The organism is Serratia sp. BNK-12, assembly GCF_047456085.1.
In the GTDB taxonomy this organism is placed as follows: Bacteria; Pseudomonadota; Gammaproteobacteria; order Enterobacterales; family Enterobacteriaceae; genus Serratia; species Serratia liquefaciens.
In genome coordinates this window covers 2,530,781-2,547,066 of the sequence record NZ_CP179896.1, presented here as the reverse complement: position 1 = coordinate 2,547,066, position 16,286 = coordinate 2,530,781, and the positions used below count along the sequence as shown (strand labels likewise).

The 16,286-nt window shown below is 57.3% G+C and carries 15 protein-coding genes and 1 pseudogene; 9 read left to right on the top strand and 7 right to left on the bottom strand.

What is annotated here, in order from left to right:
- Positions 1 to 12: 12 nt before the first annotated feature.
- The 5 genes and pseudogenes from ACMGG1_RS11700 to hycA form a co-directional block, all read right to left on the bottom strand.
- A complete protein-coding gene (locus tag ACMGG1_RS11700; protein ID WP_046373544.1) occupies positions 13 to 1,716 on the bottom strand; it encodes an NADH-quinone oxidoreductase subunit C in 1,704 nt (567 codons plus the stop codon).
- Between the two features lie 22 nt (positions 1,717 to 1,738).
- A pseudogene (locus ACMGG1_RS11695) lies at positions 1,739 to 2,673 on the bottom strand (respiratory chain complex I subunit 1 family protein).
- 10 nt (positions 2,674 to 2,683) lie between these two features.
- A complete protein-coding gene (locus ACMGG1_RS11690; RefSeq protein WP_262244168.1) occupies positions 2,684 to 4,552 on the bottom strand; it encodes a proton-conducting transporter membrane subunit in 1,869 nt (622 codons plus the stop codon).
- A complete protein-coding gene (locus ACMGG1_RS11685; protein WP_414161418.1) occupies positions 4,552 to 5,166 on the bottom strand; it encodes a 4Fe-4S dicluster domain-containing protein in 615 nt (204 codons plus the stop codon). Before ACMGG1_RS11685 ends, ACMGG1_RS11690 begins: the two co-directional genes overlap by 1 nt.
- 87 nt (positions 5,167 to 5,253) lie before the next feature.
- Positions 5,254 to 5,721 carry a formate hydrogenlyase regulator HycA gene (hycA, locus tag ACMGG1_RS11680; RefSeq protein WP_020826910.1) on the bottom strand — a complete coding sequence of 156 codons (468 nt, stop codon included), beginning with the start codon at positions 5,719 to 5,721 and terminating at the stop codon, positions 5,254 to 5,256.
- A gap of 261 nt (positions 5,722 to 5,982) precedes the next feature.
- Between hycA and hypA the strand changes: the two genes are divergently transcribed.
- The 7 genes from hypA to hchA all read left to right on the top strand — a co-directional run bounded on the left by hypA (position 5,983) and on the right by hchA (position 12,686).
- Positions 5,983 to 6,327, top strand: a complete 345-nt coding sequence (gene hypA, locus ACMGG1_RS11675; protein ID WP_046373540.1) for a hydrogenase maturation nickel metallochaperone HypA — start codon at positions 5,983 to 5,985, stop codon at positions 6,325 to 6,327.
- A 17-nt stretch (positions 6,328 to 6,344) separates the two neighbouring features.
- Positions 6,345 to 7,139 carry a hydrogenase nickel incorporation protein HypB gene (gene hypB / locus ACMGG1_RS11670; protein WP_414161417.1) on the top strand — a complete coding sequence of 265 codons (795 nt, stop codon included), beginning with the start codon at positions 6,345 to 6,347 and terminating at the stop codon, positions 7,137 to 7,139.
- Entirely contained in the window at positions 7,130 to 7,426 is a 297-nt protein-coding gene (gene hypC, locus ACMGG1_RS11665) for a HypC/HybG/HupF family hydrogenase formation chaperone (RefSeq protein ID WP_020826913.1), read from the top strand. Before hypB ends, hypC begins: the two co-directional genes overlap by 10 nt.
- The gene (gene hypD / locus ACMGG1_RS11660) at positions 7,410 to 8,537 is read left to right on the top strand and encodes a hydrogenase formation protein HypD (protein ID WP_262244166.1); all 1,128 of its coding nucleotides are present in this window, start codon (positions 7,410 to 7,412) and stop codon (positions 8,535 to 8,537) included. The genes hypC and hypD overlap by 17 nt, the downstream gene beginning before the upstream one ends.
- Positions 8,534 to 9,547, top strand: a complete 1,014-nt coding sequence (hypE, locus tag ACMGG1_RS11655) for a hydrogenase expression/formation protein HypE (RefSeq protein WP_142815199.1) — start codon at positions 8,534 to 8,536, stop codon at positions 9,545 to 9,547. The genes hypD and hypE overlap by 4 nt, the downstream gene beginning before the upstream one ends.
- Before the next feature lie 88 nt (positions 9,548 to 9,635).
- Positions 9,636 to 11,702, top strand: a complete 2,067-nt coding sequence (gene flhA, locus ACMGG1_RS11650; RefSeq protein ID WP_262244165.1) for a formate hydrogenlyase transcriptional activator FlhA — start codon at positions 9,636 to 9,638, stop codon at positions 11,700 to 11,702.
- A gap of 108 nt (positions 11,703 to 11,810) precedes the next feature.
- A complete protein-coding gene (gene hchA / locus ACMGG1_RS11645; RefSeq protein ID WP_046373535.1) occupies positions 11,811 to 12,686 on the top strand; it encodes a glyoxalase III HchA in 876 nt (291 codons plus the stop codon).
- Positions 12,687 to 12,851: 165 nt separating this feature from the next.
- On the opposite strand, the gene ACMGG1_RS11640 is transcribed toward hchA, so the two are convergent.
- A complete protein-coding gene (locus ACMGG1_RS11640; protein ID WP_041414564.1) occupies positions 12,852 to 13,073 on the bottom strand; it encodes a hypothetical protein in 222 nt (73 codons plus the stop codon).
- An 18-nt stretch (positions 13,074 to 13,091) separates the two neighbouring features.
- Positions 13,092 to 14,063 (bottom strand): hypothetical protein, encoded by a 972-nt coding sequence (locus ACMGG1_RS11635; protein WP_020826919.1) that lies wholly within the window; start codon positions 14,061 to 14,063, stop codon positions 13,092 to 13,094.
- A gap of 235 nt (positions 14,064 to 14,298) precedes the next feature.
- Here ACMGG1_RS11635 and ACMGG1_RS11630 point away from each other — a divergent pair, with 235 nt between their 5' ends.
- Positions 14,299 to 15,795: a helix-turn-helix transcriptional regulator gene (locus ACMGG1_RS11630; RefSeq protein ID WP_142815196.1), complete on the top strand. Its 1,497-nt coding sequence runs from the start codon at positions 14,299 to 14,301 to the stop codon at positions 15,793 to 15,795.
- A 130-nt stretch (positions 15,796 to 15,925) separates the two neighbouring features.
- Complete coding sequence (locus tag ACMGG1_RS11625) at positions 15,926 to 16,177, top strand: CsbD family protein (RefSeq protein ID WP_020826921.1); 252 nt, start codon at positions 15,926 to 15,928, stop codon at positions 16,175 to 16,177.
- Positions 16,178 to 16,286: the final 109 nt, after the last annotated feature.

Genomic DNA, 16,286 nt, shown 5'->3' with positions numbered 1-16,286 from the left:
GATGGGCTCCGGTTAGAACGGCTTGTTTTTCCGCTCGATGCCGTAACGTTCGATCTCTTTGTACGGCACGATGATGGACTGGCGCTTGCGTACGTCGACGATGGTCATGCGATCGGTGCAGGAGTAGCAGGGATCGAGACTGCCGATAATCAGCGGGGCGTCGGATACCGTATTGCCGCGCAGCATGTAACGCAGGGTGGGCCAATTGGCATAGGTGGCAGCACGGCAGCGCCAACGGAACAGTTTCTGGTTGTCGCCGGTCATGCTCCAGTGGATATCATCGCCGCGCGGCGCTTCGGCAAAGCCCAGGGCGAAGCGGTGCGGTATATAGGTGAAGCCGTCCACCGCCAGCGGTCCGCCCGGCAAGCTTTGCAAACCGAACTCGATGATGCCGAGCGAGTTGAACACTTCGTGAATGCGCACCTTGAGGCGGGAATAGACGTCGCAGCCGCTTTCCACGCATAACTCCACCGGCAGTTTGGCGTAGCCGGCAAACGGATGGTCGATGCGGGTATCGCGACGGTGGCCGCTGCCGCGGATCATCGGCCCCACGTTGCTGTAATCGCGGGCCACCTGGGGATCGAGACGCCCAACCCCGACGCTGCGTTGTTCGGTGTTGGGCGTACTGAGCAAGATATCGACCAGGTCCACCAGTTCGCTGCGCATTTGCGCGGCCAGCTTCAGGGTTTGCAGCATGTCCTCTTTCAAAATATCTCGGCGGATGCCGCCAATCAGGTTCAAACCATAGGTTTTGCGCGCGCCGGTCAGTATTTCTGCCATCTTCATCGACTGCTCGCGTACGCGGAAGAACTGCATAAAACCGGAATCGAAGCCGACGAAATGGCAGGCCAGACCAAGATTCAACAGGTGGCTGTGCAGGCGCTCCACCTCCAGCAGGATCGAGCGGATCATCTGGGCGCGTTCCGGCACCTGAATGCCCATCGCATTTTCGACCGAGCTGGTGTAGGCCACGCTGTGGGTAAAGCCGCAAATGCCGCACACCCGGTCCGACAGAAAGGTGACTTCGTTATAGCCCATACGGGTTTCGGCCAGTTTTTCCATCCCGCGGTGCACGTAGAACAAGCGGTAGTCGGCGTCGATGATGTCTTCTCCATCGACAAACAGGCGAAAGTGCCCGGGTTCGTCCGAGGTGATGTGCAACGGGCCAATCGGCACCACATTGGCTTTGGCTCCGGCCAGGCTCTCGAACGGATAGGTTTCCACATCGGTGGTGGGTGCGGGGCGTTGACGATAGTCCATCGCGTCTTTGCGTAGCGGGTAAAGATCGTCCGGCCAGTCGTCAGGTAGCACCAGCCGCCGCTCATCCGGCAATCCCACCGGGCGCAGACCGTACATGTCACGCACTTCGCGTTCACCCCAAACGGCGGCGGGCACGCGCGGCGTGACGGAAGGGAACTCCAGCGTTTGGGCATCCACTTCGGCGCGCACCGTGATCCAGCATTTGGTGCCTTGCTCCATCGACAGAACGTAATACAGCGCGTAATGGCCGCACAGCGTGCGCTCGTCGTTGCCAAACAGCACCGACAACCAACCGCCTTGCTGGTAATACAGCCATTCCACCACGTCCGGCAGCGAATTGAGCTTAACGGTGACCGTCAACTGATCGGCGGTTTGCCATTCGGCTGCCAGCATGGCCGCAGGGAATTGTTGCTGCAACGCCGCCAGATAGTGCTGGCCTTGATGTTCGTTAGTCATTATTGATTGCCTTTGTCATTATTCAGCCGACGACCAGCCAGGAAACCAGCGCCAGAAAAGCCAGTCCAAAACCGGCCCAGGTGGTACGGGCCGTTTTCAGGAAGCGCAAACGTGCCACGCTATTTTCGATAATCGCGATCAGCGTCAGCGCGCACAGCAGCTTGAGCAGCGCCAGGACCAGCGCCGCCGACAGGTGAAGGACGGTGAATTGTGCCGCTTGCCCCCAGGGCAGAAACACGCCGAGGAACAGCTGCAGCACCACCAATTGTTTGAGGCTGATGCCCCATTTCAAAATGCCGAGCTCGGCACCGGAATATTCCGTCAGTGGCCCTTCCTGCAGCTCTTGCTCGGCCTCCGCCAGGTCAAAAGGCAGTTTGCCCATCTCGATATAGGTGGCGAACGCACAGGCCAGGGCGGCCAACAGCAGCGGCAACCAAGCGGGGTGTGGCAACGTCAGCAGGCTCTGCACCATGGCGCTCAACTGAGTGGATCCGGCCACCAGGGCGGTCACCCACAGCCCCAACAGCAGGATGGGTTCGACCAGAATGCCCAACACCGCTTCGCGGCTGGCGCCGATGGCGGTAAGGGACTGCCGGTGTCCAGACCGGCAATGGCGAAAACAAAGCGCACCACGGCGAACAGATAGATCAGGGTGATCACATCACCGATGGCAGGCAGCGGCGAGGCGACAGTCAACATGGGTAACGCACAGGCGATGGCCAGCAGGGTGCCGGTCAGCAAGTACGGCATAGCATGAAAAGCCAGACCGGAAGCCGCCGGTGCCACGTTCTGACGTTTCAACAATTTGGCGATATCGCGATATTCCTGCAGCACTCCGGGGCCGCGACGGTTATGCATCCGCGCGCGCAGCACACGGCTGATACCGGCAAACAATGGGGCGACGGCCAGTAACAGCAAGGCCTGCGCCAGACCGAGTAACACATTGGGATAGGTCATTGTCATCTCCTCAGGCAAAAGCCACCACCAACAGCACCGCAAGCTCCACTGCGGCCAGGCCGCGGCAGAAGGCAACGAAGGCGTTACAATGTAACGGGTTGATCAAGGATCCCGGCAGCCAGCGGCGCAGTTGATAGAGCGGGGCGAACATCACCCGAAGCGGTTGGGCAAAACCGGTGGCGGTGATCACCATCGCCTCCTCATGACCATATCCGCAGGTCCAGGCGCTACCCTGTACCCGGCGAGGTTGACGACGGGTCTGATAACGTGCAGCAATCAATAGCGGCAGCAGCGGCATTGCCAGCAACAAAATGGCGATCAACGGGGTAGAAACCAAAGTGTCGGACACGGAGAGGGATTGTTCGGCCGTCATGCCGATCAGCCGGGCAAACAGCGGGATGATCCAGGGCGCACCCAGGCCGCAAACCAGACACAGCAACGCGGGCAGCGCATGGCTCAGCGTCAGGCACAGGTTAGCCTGCACGGCCTGGGCCGCAGCAGCGCAGCGCGGGGCTCCCAAACAGGCGACGCCAAACACCTTGCTGACGCACATCACTGCCAGCGCACCGGTCAGGGCCAGCGCCACCGCCAGCAACGGCCCGAACAGATGGCCAATAAAGCCAGGGGCCGCACTGAAATGGAACAGTCCCTGATAGATCAGCCATTCACTGGCGAAACCGTTCAATGGCGGCAGTGCGGCCATGGCCACCAGGCCGATCAGCAGAGAAATGGCGGTCCAGGGCATCAGCCGTGCCAGCCCGCCCATTTTCTCCATGTCCTTCAGCCCGGTTTGTTGTTCGATGGTACCCGCCGCCAACAGCAATGCGCTTTTGAACAGGCTGTGATTCAACAAATGGAACAGGCCGCCGATCAGGGCGAACGCCGTCAGTAATGGTTGTTGCAGCGCCATACCGACCATGGCACCGCCAATGCCCAGCAGGATGATGCCGATATTCTCCAGCGTGTGGTAAGCCAGCAAGCGCCGCAGATCGTGCTCCATCAGCGCATACAACCCGCCCAAAAATGCGGTGCCGGCGGCCAGCAGCAGGACCAGCAATCCCCACCACAGCGGGGGCGTACCCAGCAGATCCAGTCCTATCTTCAGGATCCCCAGCAGGCCGACCTTCATCAGTGCGCCGGAAAACAACGTGGCGGCCGAGGCCGGCGCGCTGCTGTGGGACTGAGGCACCCAGGCATGCAGCGGCATCACCCCGGCAAAAATGCCAAACCCGGCCAACGCCAGCAGGAAGACGCCGTTACGCAGTGCATCCGGTAATGGCGTAGCGCGGATCACGCTGAATTGCAGGCTGTGGCTGTGGGTATAAATCAGTGCGAAAGCGATAACCAACAGCAGGGTGCCCAGGCGCATCAGCAAAAACTGGCTGTGCCCGGCCCGCAGACCTTTCGCGTTCGGGGCGTGGACAATCAAGAAATAGCCGCACAGCGCCGCCAGTTCTAACAGCAACAGCAAGGCCAGTGCATTATCGGCGATCGCGGCGGCGCTGAGCGCTGCCAGCATCAGATTGATCAGCCCGCCCAACCGGCCACCTGCACTGGCGTTCAGCTTCGCGACGCTTCCGATGTGATACAGCGCGGCGCAGATCCCACACAAAGCCATCACCAGCAATAACAACGCATTAATGCCGCTGATTTCCACCGCATAACGCAACCAGGGCAAACGGGCGCTGTGCAGCGGTGCGAACAGCAGTTGTCCGGCGGCCAACAAGGTGGCGATGGCACACAGCAAGGTGCCACCACCCAGCAAGGCATTGACACGCGGCCAGGGGGCCAGCAGCCAGCTCAGCAACGCGAACAGGAGATACCCGACGAATGCCAGAGTCAGCAACGACAATGGGTCGGGCGCAATGGGGTAAAACATCAATTCGGCTCCTTGCGGGATTCTGGGGCGGTAGCGAACGGCAGCTCGGCGCTGAGCGCCTGCATGGCGTTGCGCCTTTTCTGTTCGCTGGCGTTACGCACGTCGTGGTCGCTGACCAAGCGAATGGCCTGGGTAGGACAGGTGCGGATACAGGCCGGGCCTAAGGGGGTGAAAGCGCAAAGGTCGCACTTGACCGCCACGGCGCGGACACCGGGCACGCAATCCAGGAAGGCGCCAATCGGCCGCGGCACTTTGGCGGCAGGCAGGGCCAGCGGTGTGTTGCAGTCTGAGGGGATCGCTAACGGGGTGCTGCCGCCGAAGCCTATGGCGCCGAACGGGCAAGCAATACCGCAGAGTTTGCAACTGACGCACAGGCTCTCGTTCAGGACGATGGCGTCATCCTGATGGCGAATGGCGTTTACCGGACAGACCTGCGCGCAGGGCGCATCCTCACATTGATGGCACATCACCGGTGCCGAATCGCGGGCGTTACGAATCACCTGCAAGCGGGGTAATGCCTGCAAACCCCGTTGCCGATGTTCCGCAGAACAACTGGCCATGCAGGTATTGCAGCCAATACACAATTTGGGGTCCGCAATAATAAAGCGGTTCATGCACACTCCTTGCTTCGTCATTTATGACGAAATCGTCAGTAAAAAATGACGTTTCGACAGTTTTCTGTCAGTGAGTAACGCCGACAGTCAGACGGACAGGGTTATTTTTTTCAGTGCGTCATGAATGGCGTGGCCGTCATGCAGCGAATCAAACAGGCATTGGTAAATAACGGCGATCTTATCCAGATAATGTTCAAATACCGCCGGCATATCGCGATTGTTTATTACACCGTCAATATTACCGTCTTCATCCAGCGAGGCATGGGCGAAGGGGGCGAAATTCTCCGCTTCATGCGGCGATGCCAAATTAATGCGATAGCAGATATCACGGCTGTAAAACCCCTCACTTAATTGAATGCTCACCGTGAAGTGGTTGAACAGTACAAAACGCAGATCGTCGTCCTGACCGTAAGTAAACTGATGATTAATCTTCTTTTTAGTGGTGGTAACCGCTTTGATTAAGGTGCTGTGGTAGGTTTGCCACTGCGCCATCAGGCGGTTGCTTTTGTTGGCGATATAATCGGCCTGGCTGGTTACTTCACTGATAGTACTCATTGTCGTCACTCAAAATTGATGGTCATTGTCGAATCGCTTCGGGTGAACGACTTAAAGCATAAAGCGTGCCAGTCTCTGGTGATTTTCATTATTTCCTTTTAATTCAATCATCAGGGTTGGAATTAATCTTTAAATTTGATTGGGGGGCGCCAGCTAATTACTGTCGACGTCATGACACTCGACAAATATGCCAAATGGGTTTTGGCACCATATTTGCAACGCAAGGTGACGAAACGTTTTATCACCCTGAGTGGAGGCCGGATGCACGAAATAACCTTGTGCCAACATGCGATGGAAATAATGCAGCAACAGGCTCGTCAACATCGTGCGAAACGCATTACCGCGGTGTGGTTCGAAATTGGCGCATTTTCCTGCGTGGAGGCGGAATCGCTGCGGTTCTGTTTTGACATGGTATGTCGCGACACCCTGGCCGAAGGCTGTGAGCTGCATCTGACTGAACAACGCGCCTTGTCCTGGTGTTATGACTGCCAGGCTGACGTCGAGCTGTTGATCCCGCAGGTATTGGTCTGCCCGCACTGCGCCGGAAGAAACCTGCGGGTGCAGGCCGATGATGGGTTGCAAATAAAACGTCTGGAAATTGAATAACTGAAAGGAGAAAGAACATGTGCAGCACTTGCGGTTGTGCCCATGGGGAAATGACGATTGAAGGGCAAGCAAAGGTACCGTTTCGCCCGCAGCGGCCTCTGCAGGGGGACCTGCATTATGGACTGGGATTGGCGGGCACCCATGCGCCGGGCATCAGCCAGCGGCGAATGCTCGAAATAGAAACCCGGGTGTTGGATAAAAACGATCGTCTGGCCGAACGCAATCGCCAGTATTTTGCCGAGCAACACATCCTGGCGTTGAATCTGGTTTCCAGCCCCGGTTCTGGCAAAACCACCTTGCTGACCGAAACCCTGCTGCGGCTGCGCGGGATGCGTGAGTGCGCGGTGGTGGAAGGAGACCAGCAAACCACCAACGATGCCGAACGTATCCGCGCCACCAGCGTGCCGGCGATCCAGGTCAATACCGGCAAAGGCTGTCATCTGGATGCGCAAATGGTTCACGAAGCCGCCCAGCGTCTGGAGCTCAAGCCCAGCAGCCTGCTGTTTATCGAAAATGTCGGCAACCTGGTTTGCCCAGCCAGCTTCGATCTGGGGGAGCGGCACAAGGTGGCGGTGCTGTCGGTCACCGAAGGGGAAGACAAGCCCCTCAAGTACCCGCATATGTTCGCCGCCGCACGTCTGATGCTGCTGAACAAGGTCGATCTGCTGCCGTACTTGAAGTTTGATCTGGCCGCATGTATCGCCAATGCCCGTCAGGTTAATCCCGACATCGAGATAATTACCCTTTCTGCGACTCAGGGGGAAGGAATGGATCAGTGGTTGGCCTGGCTGGAGCGGCAGCTATGTGCATAGGGATCCCCGGGCAGATCGTGGCGTTGGATCAACACCAGCCTCAGCACGCCTGGGCCGACGTCTGCGGCGTGCAGCGCGAAGTGAATATCGCATTGGTTTGCCGGGAGGGTGAACCCAAAGAAGCGATGCTGGGGTGTTGGGTATTGATTCACGTGGGCTTTGCGATGAGCCGCCTCGATCAACAAGAGGCCGAGGATATGCTGGCAGCACTGCAGGCGATGGGGGAAGTGGAACAGGACGTGGCGCTGTTTTTGGCGGGGGAGGATAACCATGGATTACGTAGATGAATTTCGCGATCCGCAGCGGGTGAAGAAACTGCTGCAACATATCTGGCACCGCGCCGCACAGTTGCCGTTTACCGCCGAACGACCGCTGCAAATCATGGAGGTGTGTGGTGGCCATACCCATGCGATATTCCGCTTTGGCCTCGACAAGCTGCTGCCGGCGCAAATCGAATTCATTCATGGCCCCGGCTGCCCGGTTTGCGTTTTACCTATGGGGCGCATCGACGCCTGCTGCGAAATCGCCGAGCACCCCGAAGTGATTTTTTGCACCTTCGGCGATGCGCTGCGGGTGCCAGGACAGCAGGGGTCTTTACTGCAGGCGCGCGAGCGCGGGGCCGACGTGCGCGTGGTCTACTCACCGCTGGATGCCCTGATGCTGGCGCGGCAAAATCCGCAACGGCAGGTGGTGTTCTTCGCGTTGGGTTTTGAAACCACCATGCCGGTCACGGCGATCACCCTGCAACAGGCCCGGCAGGAAGGCCTGGGCAACTTCAGCGTATTTTGTCAGCACATCAGCCTGATCCCCACCTTACGCAGCCTGCTGCAACAGCCGGATGTACGCATTGACGGTTTTCTGGCACCCGGCCACGTCAGCATGGTGATAGGCACCGAGCCCTATCATTTTATCAGCAGGCAATACCACAAACCCCTGGTAGTGACCGGCTTTGAGCCACTGGATATCTTGCAAGGGGTGCTGATGCTGGTCGAGCAGTTTCTTGGCCGACAAAGCCAAACCGAAAACCAATACCGGCGGGTGGTACCGGAACAGGGCAACCGGCTGGCACAGCAGGCGATGAGCGAAGTTTTTGTCCTGGGAGGCGGCAGCGAATGGCGCGGGCTGGGCACCATTGCCAACTCAGGCATTGCCCTCACGCCAGGCTACCAGGTTTTTGATGCCGAACGTCGTTTCCGTCCGCAGCGGCGGCAAGTGGCTGACGATCCGCGATCCCGCTGCGGAGACGTGCTCACCGGGCGATGCAAACCGCGCGACTGTCCGCTGTTTGGTCGCGGTTGTACGCCGCAAAACGCGTTTGGCGCGCTGATGGTCTCGTCCGAAGGGGCCTGCGCCGCCTGGTACCAATATCGCCGTGAAACAGAGGAGACGCCGGCATGAATAACGTGATTACTATGGCTCATGGCAGCGGTGGTGCTGCCATGCAGCAATTGCTGGACGATCTTTTCCTGCCGGCCTTTGCCAACCCGCAGTTGGATCAGCGTGAAGATCAGGCACGGTTGGATTTGGCCGAGTTAACGCAGCAGGGCGATCGGCTGGCGTTTACCACCGACAGCTACGTGATTGACCCGATTTTCTTTCCGGGCGGTGACATAGGCAAGCTGGCCATCTGCGGTACGGCCAACGATCTGGCGGTGAGCGGCGCGTTGCCGCGCTATCTTTCCTGCGGCTTTATTCTCGAAGAAGGCTTGCCGCTGCCCGAGTTACAACGCGTGGTCGTCTCGATGGCCGCCACCGCGCAGCAGGCCGGTATTCGCATTGCCACCGGGGATACCAAGGTAGTGCAGCGTGGCGCAGCCGACAAAGTATTTATCAATACCGCCGGTATCGGGGTGATCCCGTCCGGTCTGAACTGGGCGGCGCAAAATATCCGCGTCGGCGATGCCGTGATTGTCAGCGGCACCCTCGGGGATCACGGGGCAACTATTCTCAACCTGCGCGAAAAGTTGGGTATGTCTCTGGACGTGATCAGCGACTGTGCGGTGTTAACGCCGTTAATTGAGCCATTGCGTGCCATTGACGGTGTGCGGGCGATGCGTGATGCGACCCGTGGCGGGGTGAATGCCATTTTGCATGAGTTCTCCCGTGCGGCCGGCGTGGGCATCGAGGTGCAAGAAAGCCTGTTGCCGATCGCCCCGGCAGTGCGTGGCATTTGTGAATTGCTGGGGTTGGACGCCATTAATTTTGCCAACGAGGGAAAACTGGTGGTCGTGGCCGCACCGCAAGCCGCACAGAACGTGCTCAGTGCCTTGCGTGCTCACCCATTGGGCGCGGATGCGGCGCTGATTGGTACAGTGACGGAGGGGCGACAGGTAAGGCTGCAGGGTGCTTATGGCATCAGCCGCCTGTTGGATTTGCCGCATGCCGAGCCTTTGCCGCGGATTTGTTGATCCCGTCGGGGGAGAACGTCGCGGCCCAGCGTTACACTTTGCGATGTGACTCACAAATCTTCATCGCGACTCAGGCAAGTGATAAACAATGTCGAATGCACAATTAGAAAAACAAGAACTACTGGAAATTACCCGCACGCTGCTGAGCCAGCGCAGTTTCACCGATCTGTTGCTGCAACTGCGTCAGATACTGCAACGCCTGCAATTGGCGGATCAGGTCACGCTGGTACTGTTTGACCCCGACAGCGAACGGGTCAGCTTTTATGGCCTGGATGCACATCGACAGCCGGTGAGCTATCAGGATGAGACCCTGCTGGCAAATGGCCCGGTAAGTCGGCTGCGACAAAGCCCGCTGCCACAGCGCTGGCAGAGCGATGATCTGCACGCGCGCTATCCGCAAATCGGGGCTCTGGCGCTGTATTTACCCTTTAATCAGTATTGCCTGATGCCGCTGCATGCAGGCGGTACCCTGATTGGCGGTTGTGAAGTGTTACGTTGTCACCCGACGCCGTTCGCCGACGCCAGCCTGGTGCAGTTGCAGACACTGATGGAGTTGGTGGCATTGGCGGCAGAGCAGCTCCAGCTGCGGGAGGAGGCGGAACTCCGTCAACGGCAATTGCGCCATGAACGAGATGATTATCGTATTTTGGTCGACGTGACCAACGCGGTGCTGTCGAAACTCGATTTGGATGATTTGATCGGTGAGATCTCAAAGGAAATTCACCGTTTCTTCAAAATCGACGCGATCAGCATTGTACTTTGCGTCGATAAAACCGAACAGGTCACCATTTATTCCACCCACTATTTGCAAGATGACGTGGTTGAGCGTCAGCAGTACAGCGTAGCGCTGGCGGGCACCTTGTCGGAACAGGTGATGCAAAGCGGTGAAATGCTGCTGTTGAATCTGAAGCATTCCGACCGGCTGGCGGCCTATGAGCGCCAGCTGTTCGATCTCTGGCATGAGCAAATTCAAACGCTGTGCGTACTGCCGTTAGTTTTCGGCAACAAAACCCTGGGCGTACTCAAGCTGGCGCAATGTCAGCCGGACAACTTCAACGCTGCCAACCTGCGGGTGTTGCAGCAGATCGCCGAGCGTATCGCGATTGCGGTGGATAACGCGCTGGCCTATCAGGAAATTAACCGGCTCAAAGAGAGCCTGGTGCATGAGAACCTGTATCTGACCGAGCAGATTAACGGCAATAACCCGGACTTCGGCGAGATTGTCGGCCGCAGCGTGGTGATGTCCGCCGTGCTCAAACAGGTGGAAATGGTAGCGAAAAGTGACTGTTCGGTGCTGATCCTCGGCGAAACCGGCACCGGTAAAGAGCTGATAGCCCGTGCCATCCACAACCTCAGCGAACGACGCGATCAGCGCATGGTGAAAATGAACTGCGCAGTCATGCCGGCCGGGTTGCTGGAAAGCGATCTGTTTGGCCATGAAAAAGGGGCATTTACCGGGGCGACCAATCAACGAATGGGGCGTTTTGAACTGGCGGACAAGGGAACGCTGTTTCTGGATGAGGTAGGTGAAATTCCCGTAGAGCTGCAACCGAAACTGCTACGGGTACTGCAGGAGAGGGAGTTCGAGCGCGTTGGCGGTAACAAGGTGATTTCGGTGGACGTGCGCCTGATTGCCGCGACCAACCGGGATCTGCAACAGATGGTGGCCGACCGCGAGTTTCGCAGCGATCTCTTCTATCGGCTTAACGTCTTCCCGATCGTTATTCCGCCATTGCGTGAGAGGCCGGAAGACATCCCGCAGTTAGTGAAGTTTCTGACCTACAAAATTGCGCGCCGCATGAAACGTACCATCGACAGTATCCCGGCGGAAACCTTGCGCCTGCTGAGCCAAATGCCCTGGCCGGGAAACGTGCGCGAGCTTGAGAACGTCATCGAACGTGCGGTACTGCTGACGCGTGGTACGGTGCTTAACCTGCAACTGCCTGAGTTGCAATATCCGGTCCCTTCGATGGCGCTCCCGGTTCCAAAAGCGGAGCCCAGTCAGCCAAGGGAAGATGAGCGCCAGCAGATTATCAGGGTGCTGAAGGAAACCAACGGCGTGGTTGCCGGCCCACGCGGCGCCGCTCAGCGCCTGGGACTGAAACGCACCACGCTGCTTTCACGCATGAAGAAATGGGGGATTTTGGTTAAGTGAAGCGCCGCGTGGGTTAGGGGCAGCTAATGAGGAATATCCCTCATTGCGGCTTTAGGCTGAGTTACCTAAGCTAAAGCTGCAATGCAAATCGCACATAAGGAGATCATCATGACTAACTTACCATCCGAAGATCGTAATCCTGCCCCTGATGCCGCTGAAGAAAATGCGTTCTTTCCGTCACCTTACTCTTTGAGTAAATACACGTCGGCAAAGACGGATTTTGACGGCGCCCACTATCCTGCGCCTTATAAAGGCGGCAAGTGGAAGGTGTTGATGATTGCGTCTCAGGAACGCTATCTGATGATGCAAAACGGAAAATTTTTCTCTACCGGGAACCACCCGGTGGAGATGTTATTGCCCATGCACCACATGGATCTTGCCGGATTCGAAATCGACGTTGCAACGCCATCCGGCGACCCGGTAAAGCTTGAGATGTGGGCATTCCCTGGTGAGGATGCGGCGGTCAAGGCCACCTATGAGAAATATCGCCGTCAGCTCAAGCAACCGAAAAAGCTGACTGAGGTAGTGAAGGACTTGGATGCGGGTAATTATATCGGTGTCTTTATCCCGGGCGGTCATGGGGTGCTTAACGACATTCCCTTCAGCGAAGACGTGAAAAAAGCGCTGTTCTGGGCGCATGACAACGACCGTTACGTGATTTCACTGTGCCACGGGCCTGCCGGATTGTTGGCGGCGGGTTTGGGTGAGGACAAGGAAAACTTCTTGTATCGCGGTTACGAGATCTGTGTGTTCCCCGACTCGCTAGATACCGGCGCCAATATCGATATCGGTTATATTCCGGGCCCAATGCCCTGGCTGGTCGGTGAACGCCTTCGCGAACTGGGCGTCAAGATCCTCAACAGCGACATCACCGGGAAAGTCCACAAAGACCGTCGTTTGTTGACCGGCGACAGCCCGTTGGCCTCCAACAATCTGGGTAAGTTGGCCGCAGAGACGTTGCTTGCCGACGTTGCGGCTCGATGAACGGCGTCAGTGACGCGACATAGGTTTAAGAACGGCGTTCTGTTTTGCCCTGGCATCTGCAAGGGTGAAATAAATCTGACGACGAAAAAACGATATTATTCAGAGGGGGAGTGATTAAGGCTCAACCCACGCCAGCAGGCGCGGGTTGAGCGGATTCAACAAGATTTATGACGTTGCGTCACCGATATCCATCGGCTTTTGTTTACGAAGCAGGTGCAGCAGCAATGATACGCGGCGCTCTGTCCGTTCCGGCGTGTCCGGTGGCAAGTTATAGCGCAGAGTGTAACGCTCGTTTTTTTCATTGAAGAAATCGATGACCAGTACGGGGACCGAAGCACCCACCACTTTTCGATAGTTCAATGAGATACCTGACAACCTTCTATTCATTGAAACATCCATTATTCATCACCCTACAGCCAGGGGACGACGGGTTGACATGGCGATGCGGCCGATGCCAAAACTGAGCGCCGCGCCCAACAGCAGGATCAGCAATGAACCCCATGCCGCGCGTGATACCTGTTTGGCCGCCACTTCTGCGGCTTCGCGGGCTTTTTGCTCGGCCTGCGCCTTCAGCTGGTCGACCTTTTGTACCGCCTGCTGATAAGCCTGGGCATAGTTGTCTACGATCTGGGTCGCTTCTGCACGGCTCTTGCCTGTACGGGCTGCGACGATATTCACCAGCGCATCCTTATCTGCCGCATTCAGGGTAGGCTCACCGGATTGCTTGACGCGTTCAAACCATTGCTTGAGCTCTGCAGCCGCCTGGGTTGGGTCAGTGGCTGCATCAGTAGCGGTTTGCTTACCATCCGCAGCGACGCTATCGCTCTTTTGTTCCAACTTGGACGGGTCCAGCTCAGCCTTGCCGCTTTGCTTGAGGGTGGTGGTTAACTGGTTTTCCAAACTGCTCCAGTCCAGGCTGATGCCATTCTTGTCTAACTGCTGTTTGACGTTTTCGCCAATGCCCGGCGCTGCGGCGGCAATACCGTTGCCGGCCAAAGAGAGCCCCTTGCCGACGGCGCTACCGGCCAGACCGACCACGCCGCTCGCCACAGAAATCACCAGCCAGGTCGTCAGTAATGTGGTCACTGCCCAGCTCAACAGACCGTGCAAACCGCCGCGGTTTGGCGAAGTTCTGCCTGCGACAAATGCACCAGCCGCCAGCGAGACCAGGGTAGTGACAAACAACCAGATCCCGGTGCCCGTGCCAAAGCCACTCAGAGGGTTGCCCTCATGCAACGGATCCACGGCCGAAGCGCCGATGGCCGTGCCCAGCACGCTCAGTATCAGATAGGTCACCAACGCCATGGCACTCCCGGCCAATACCGAACCCCATGAAACGTGAAACGCAAAGCGATTGGATTCATAGACAGTGGTCATTGTTATTCCTTATATTGACTAAACAAGTGGTTGTACGCACAGCACAGGGCCGCGCCGACAGAATCAGTCTGCCGCTTGGCACCACTGACCGTCCCGGTTCATTTGCACCGACAAAGCTAGTGCATTCACACCCCGCGAATGCACCTGTTACGCACTATGCTGTTGGGAACAGCGCCACTATCAGGCACTTCGATCGCCGTCAGGCGGCCAAGCCACTTCGTCTTTTGGAGAAAACATGAGTCAGTCCATCCTTGCCAACGAAACTAACCGTAGCCAGCTACAGCAGATCATCTCAGGGTTGTCGGAAGGGGTGATCCTGGCCGAGGTCGACCAGACCATTCTGTGGGCTAACGAGGCAGCGCTGAGCATGCATGGGTTGAGCAAGTTAAGTGAGCTGGGTGCCAATGGCGGTGAATATGCTGAGCGCTTTGCCTTGCGTTATCGCAACAATCACCCTTTGACGCCGGAACAGTATCCGATTAACCGGGCTGCCAACGGCGAGACCTTCAGCGACGTACTGGTCGAAGTTCGGCCCGCCAGCGAATCGGAGTACCTGTGGGTTCACCGTTTACGTAGCCTGGTGATCACCGACAGTAAAGGGCAAGCCGAATTGCTGGTTTTGATCCTGAGTGATGCCACCGAGTGGGCCAGTGCCGAGCAACGTTTTGAAAAGACGTTCAACGCCAACCCGGCACCGGCAGTGATCTGCAGCCTGAGCGACCTGCGCTACATAAAGGTCAACCAGGGGTTCCTCGATATGACGGGCTATACACGCGATCAGGTGATGGGCACTTCGGTGTATGCGCTGGACGTGCTGGAACAGGCGGAACGCAAGGAACAAGCGGTGCAATTGCTGAGCGAAGGGGCGACCATTCCACAGATGCAGGCCGAGCTGAAGCTGCCGGCCGGCGGAACCAAGCTGGTGATCGTCGCCGGCCAGCCGCTGGACATCAATGAAGAAGATTGCATGCTGTTTACCTTTACCGACCTCGAACCCCGTCGCAAGGCGGAGTCGGCGCTGCGCGAGAGTGAAGAGCGGTTTGCGAAGTCCTTTCGTTTAAGTCCGGTGCCCACGCTGGTGTGCACGGCGGACAAGCAGCGGGTGCTGGACATCAATGAGGCCTTTATAAAAACCACCGGATACGCCGCCGAGGAGTTAATCGGCAAGACGGTCGAAGAGATCAATGTTATCGATGGGCAAGGGGAATGCCGGCGGTTATTTGCCACGTTGGAAAAAAGCGGTAACGTCGAGAATCAAGACCTTAAAATACGCAAAAAGAGCAATGAAACCATCGACTGCGTGGTTTCAGCGGATGCCGTGAGCATTCAGGATGCCCGTTGTTATCTCCTGGTACTGATGGACATTACCGAACGCAAACGCTCTGAGCTTGATCTGGTGGCTGCCATCGAGGAAGTCATGCAAGACGCTTCCTGGTTTAGCCAGACATTGCTCGAAAAACTGGCCAATGTGAAAAGTATCAATAAGCCTAACCTGGCGGGGTTTTCCTTCACCGATCTTACCGCCCGCGAGCGCGACGTATTGGGGTTAATTTGCGAAGGGTTGCCGGACAAAAAGATCGCCGCACGCCTTAATCTTGCCCCGAATACGGTGCGTAATCATGTGGCGACGGTCTATTCCAAACTCGACGTCCATAGCCGCGCCGAAGCCATCGTCTGGGCCAGAGAGCGGGGGCTGTTTGCCGGTGAACGGTCATCTAAAAATGGAAAGTAGGGTGCAAATGCACTGGCCATTCCCCTGCAAATTGACCTTATGAGCGGTTCATCAACGGCTTACTATCGTGAGACAAGGCAGGCATTTGCACTATGCAAACGTCGAAACAAACCTCACTCAGGAGTGCAGAATGAACAGCGATAAAATCAACGGCGTGATGGATAAAGTGGTAGGCAAGGCGCAGGAAGTGGCCGGTGATGTTACCGGCGATGAGCGTTTGCAGGCTGAGGGATCTACCCGCTACGTTGCCGGCGCACTACAAGAAAAATATGGCGATGCTGTTAGCTGCGTCAGCGATCTGGTCAAGAAGAAACCTCTCACTACGGTAGCGATTTTTGCCGGCGTGAGCCTGTTGGCAGGCCTGCTGCTACGTCGCCGCTGAGGCTGTGGATTGACTGATTACCGCAAATAAACCCCAGCCTGACTCGCCCGCATCCTGCGGGCGAATGCTTTCCCCGCGCCACTGCACATTGTATTTTGTGACAAAAAAG

What these genes read in the sequence shown, in the direction of transcription:
- hypA (WP_046373540.1), top strand. Translation starts at nt 5,983, where the DNA reads ATGCACGAAATAACCTTGTGCCAACATGCGATGGAAATAATGCAGCAA.
- ACMGG1_RS11700 (WP_046373544.1), bottom strand. Translation starts at nt 1,716, where the DNA reads ATGACTAACGAACATCAAGGCCAGCACTATCTGGCGGCGTTGCAGCAA.
- hypB (WP_414161417.1), top strand. Translation starts at nt 6,345, where the DNA reads ATGTGCAGCACTTGCGGTTGTGCCCATGGGGAAATGACGATTGAAGGG.
- ACMGG1_RS11625 (WP_020826921.1), top strand. Translation starts at nt 15,926, where the DNA reads ATGAACAGCGATAAAATCAACGGCGTGATGGATAAAGTGGTAGGCAAG.
- ACMGG1_RS11640 (WP_041414564.1), bottom strand. Translation starts at nt 13,073, where the DNA reads ATGAATAGAAGGTTGTCAGGTATCTCATTGAACTATCGAAAAGTGGTG.
- ACMGG1_RS11685 (WP_414161418.1), bottom strand. Translation starts at nt 5,166, where the DNA reads ATGAACCGCTTTATTATTGCGGACCCCAAATTGTGTATTGGCTGCAAT.
- ACMGG1_RS11690 (WP_262244168.1), bottom strand. Translation starts at nt 4,552, where the DNA reads ATGTTTTACCCCATTGCGCCCGACCCATTGTCGTTGCTGACTCTGGCA.
- flhA (WP_262244165.1), top strand. Translation starts at nt 9,636, where the DNA reads ATGTCGAATGCACAATTAGAAAAACAAGAACTACTGGAAATTACCCGC.
- hycA (WP_020826910.1), bottom strand. Translation starts at nt 5,721, where the DNA reads ATGAGTACTATCAGTGAAGTAACCAGCCAGGCCGATTATATCGCCAAC.
- ACMGG1_RS11635 (WP_020826919.1), bottom strand. Translation starts at nt 14,063, where the DNA reads ATGACCACTGTCTATGAATCCAATCGCTTTGCGTTTCACGTTTCATGG.
- ACMGG1_RS11630 (WP_142815196.1), top strand. Translation starts at nt 14,299, where the DNA reads ATGAGTCAGTCCATCCTTGCCAACGAAACTAACCGTAGCCAGCTACAG.
- hypC (WP_020826913.1), top strand. Translation starts at nt 7,130, where the DNA reads ATGTGCATAGGGATCCCCGGGCAGATCGTGGCGTTGGATCAACACCAG.
- hchA (WP_046373535.1), top strand. Translation starts at nt 11,811, where the DNA reads ATGACTAACTTACCATCCGAAGATCGTAATCCTGCCCCTGATGCCGCT.
- hypE (WP_142815199.1), top strand. Translation starts at nt 8,534, where the DNA reads ATGAATAACGTGATTACTATGGCTCATGGCAGCGGTGGTGCTGCCATG.
- hypD (WP_262244166.1), top strand. Translation starts at nt 7,410, where the DNA reads ATGGATTACGTAGATGAATTTCGCGATCCGCAGCGGGTGAAGAAACTG.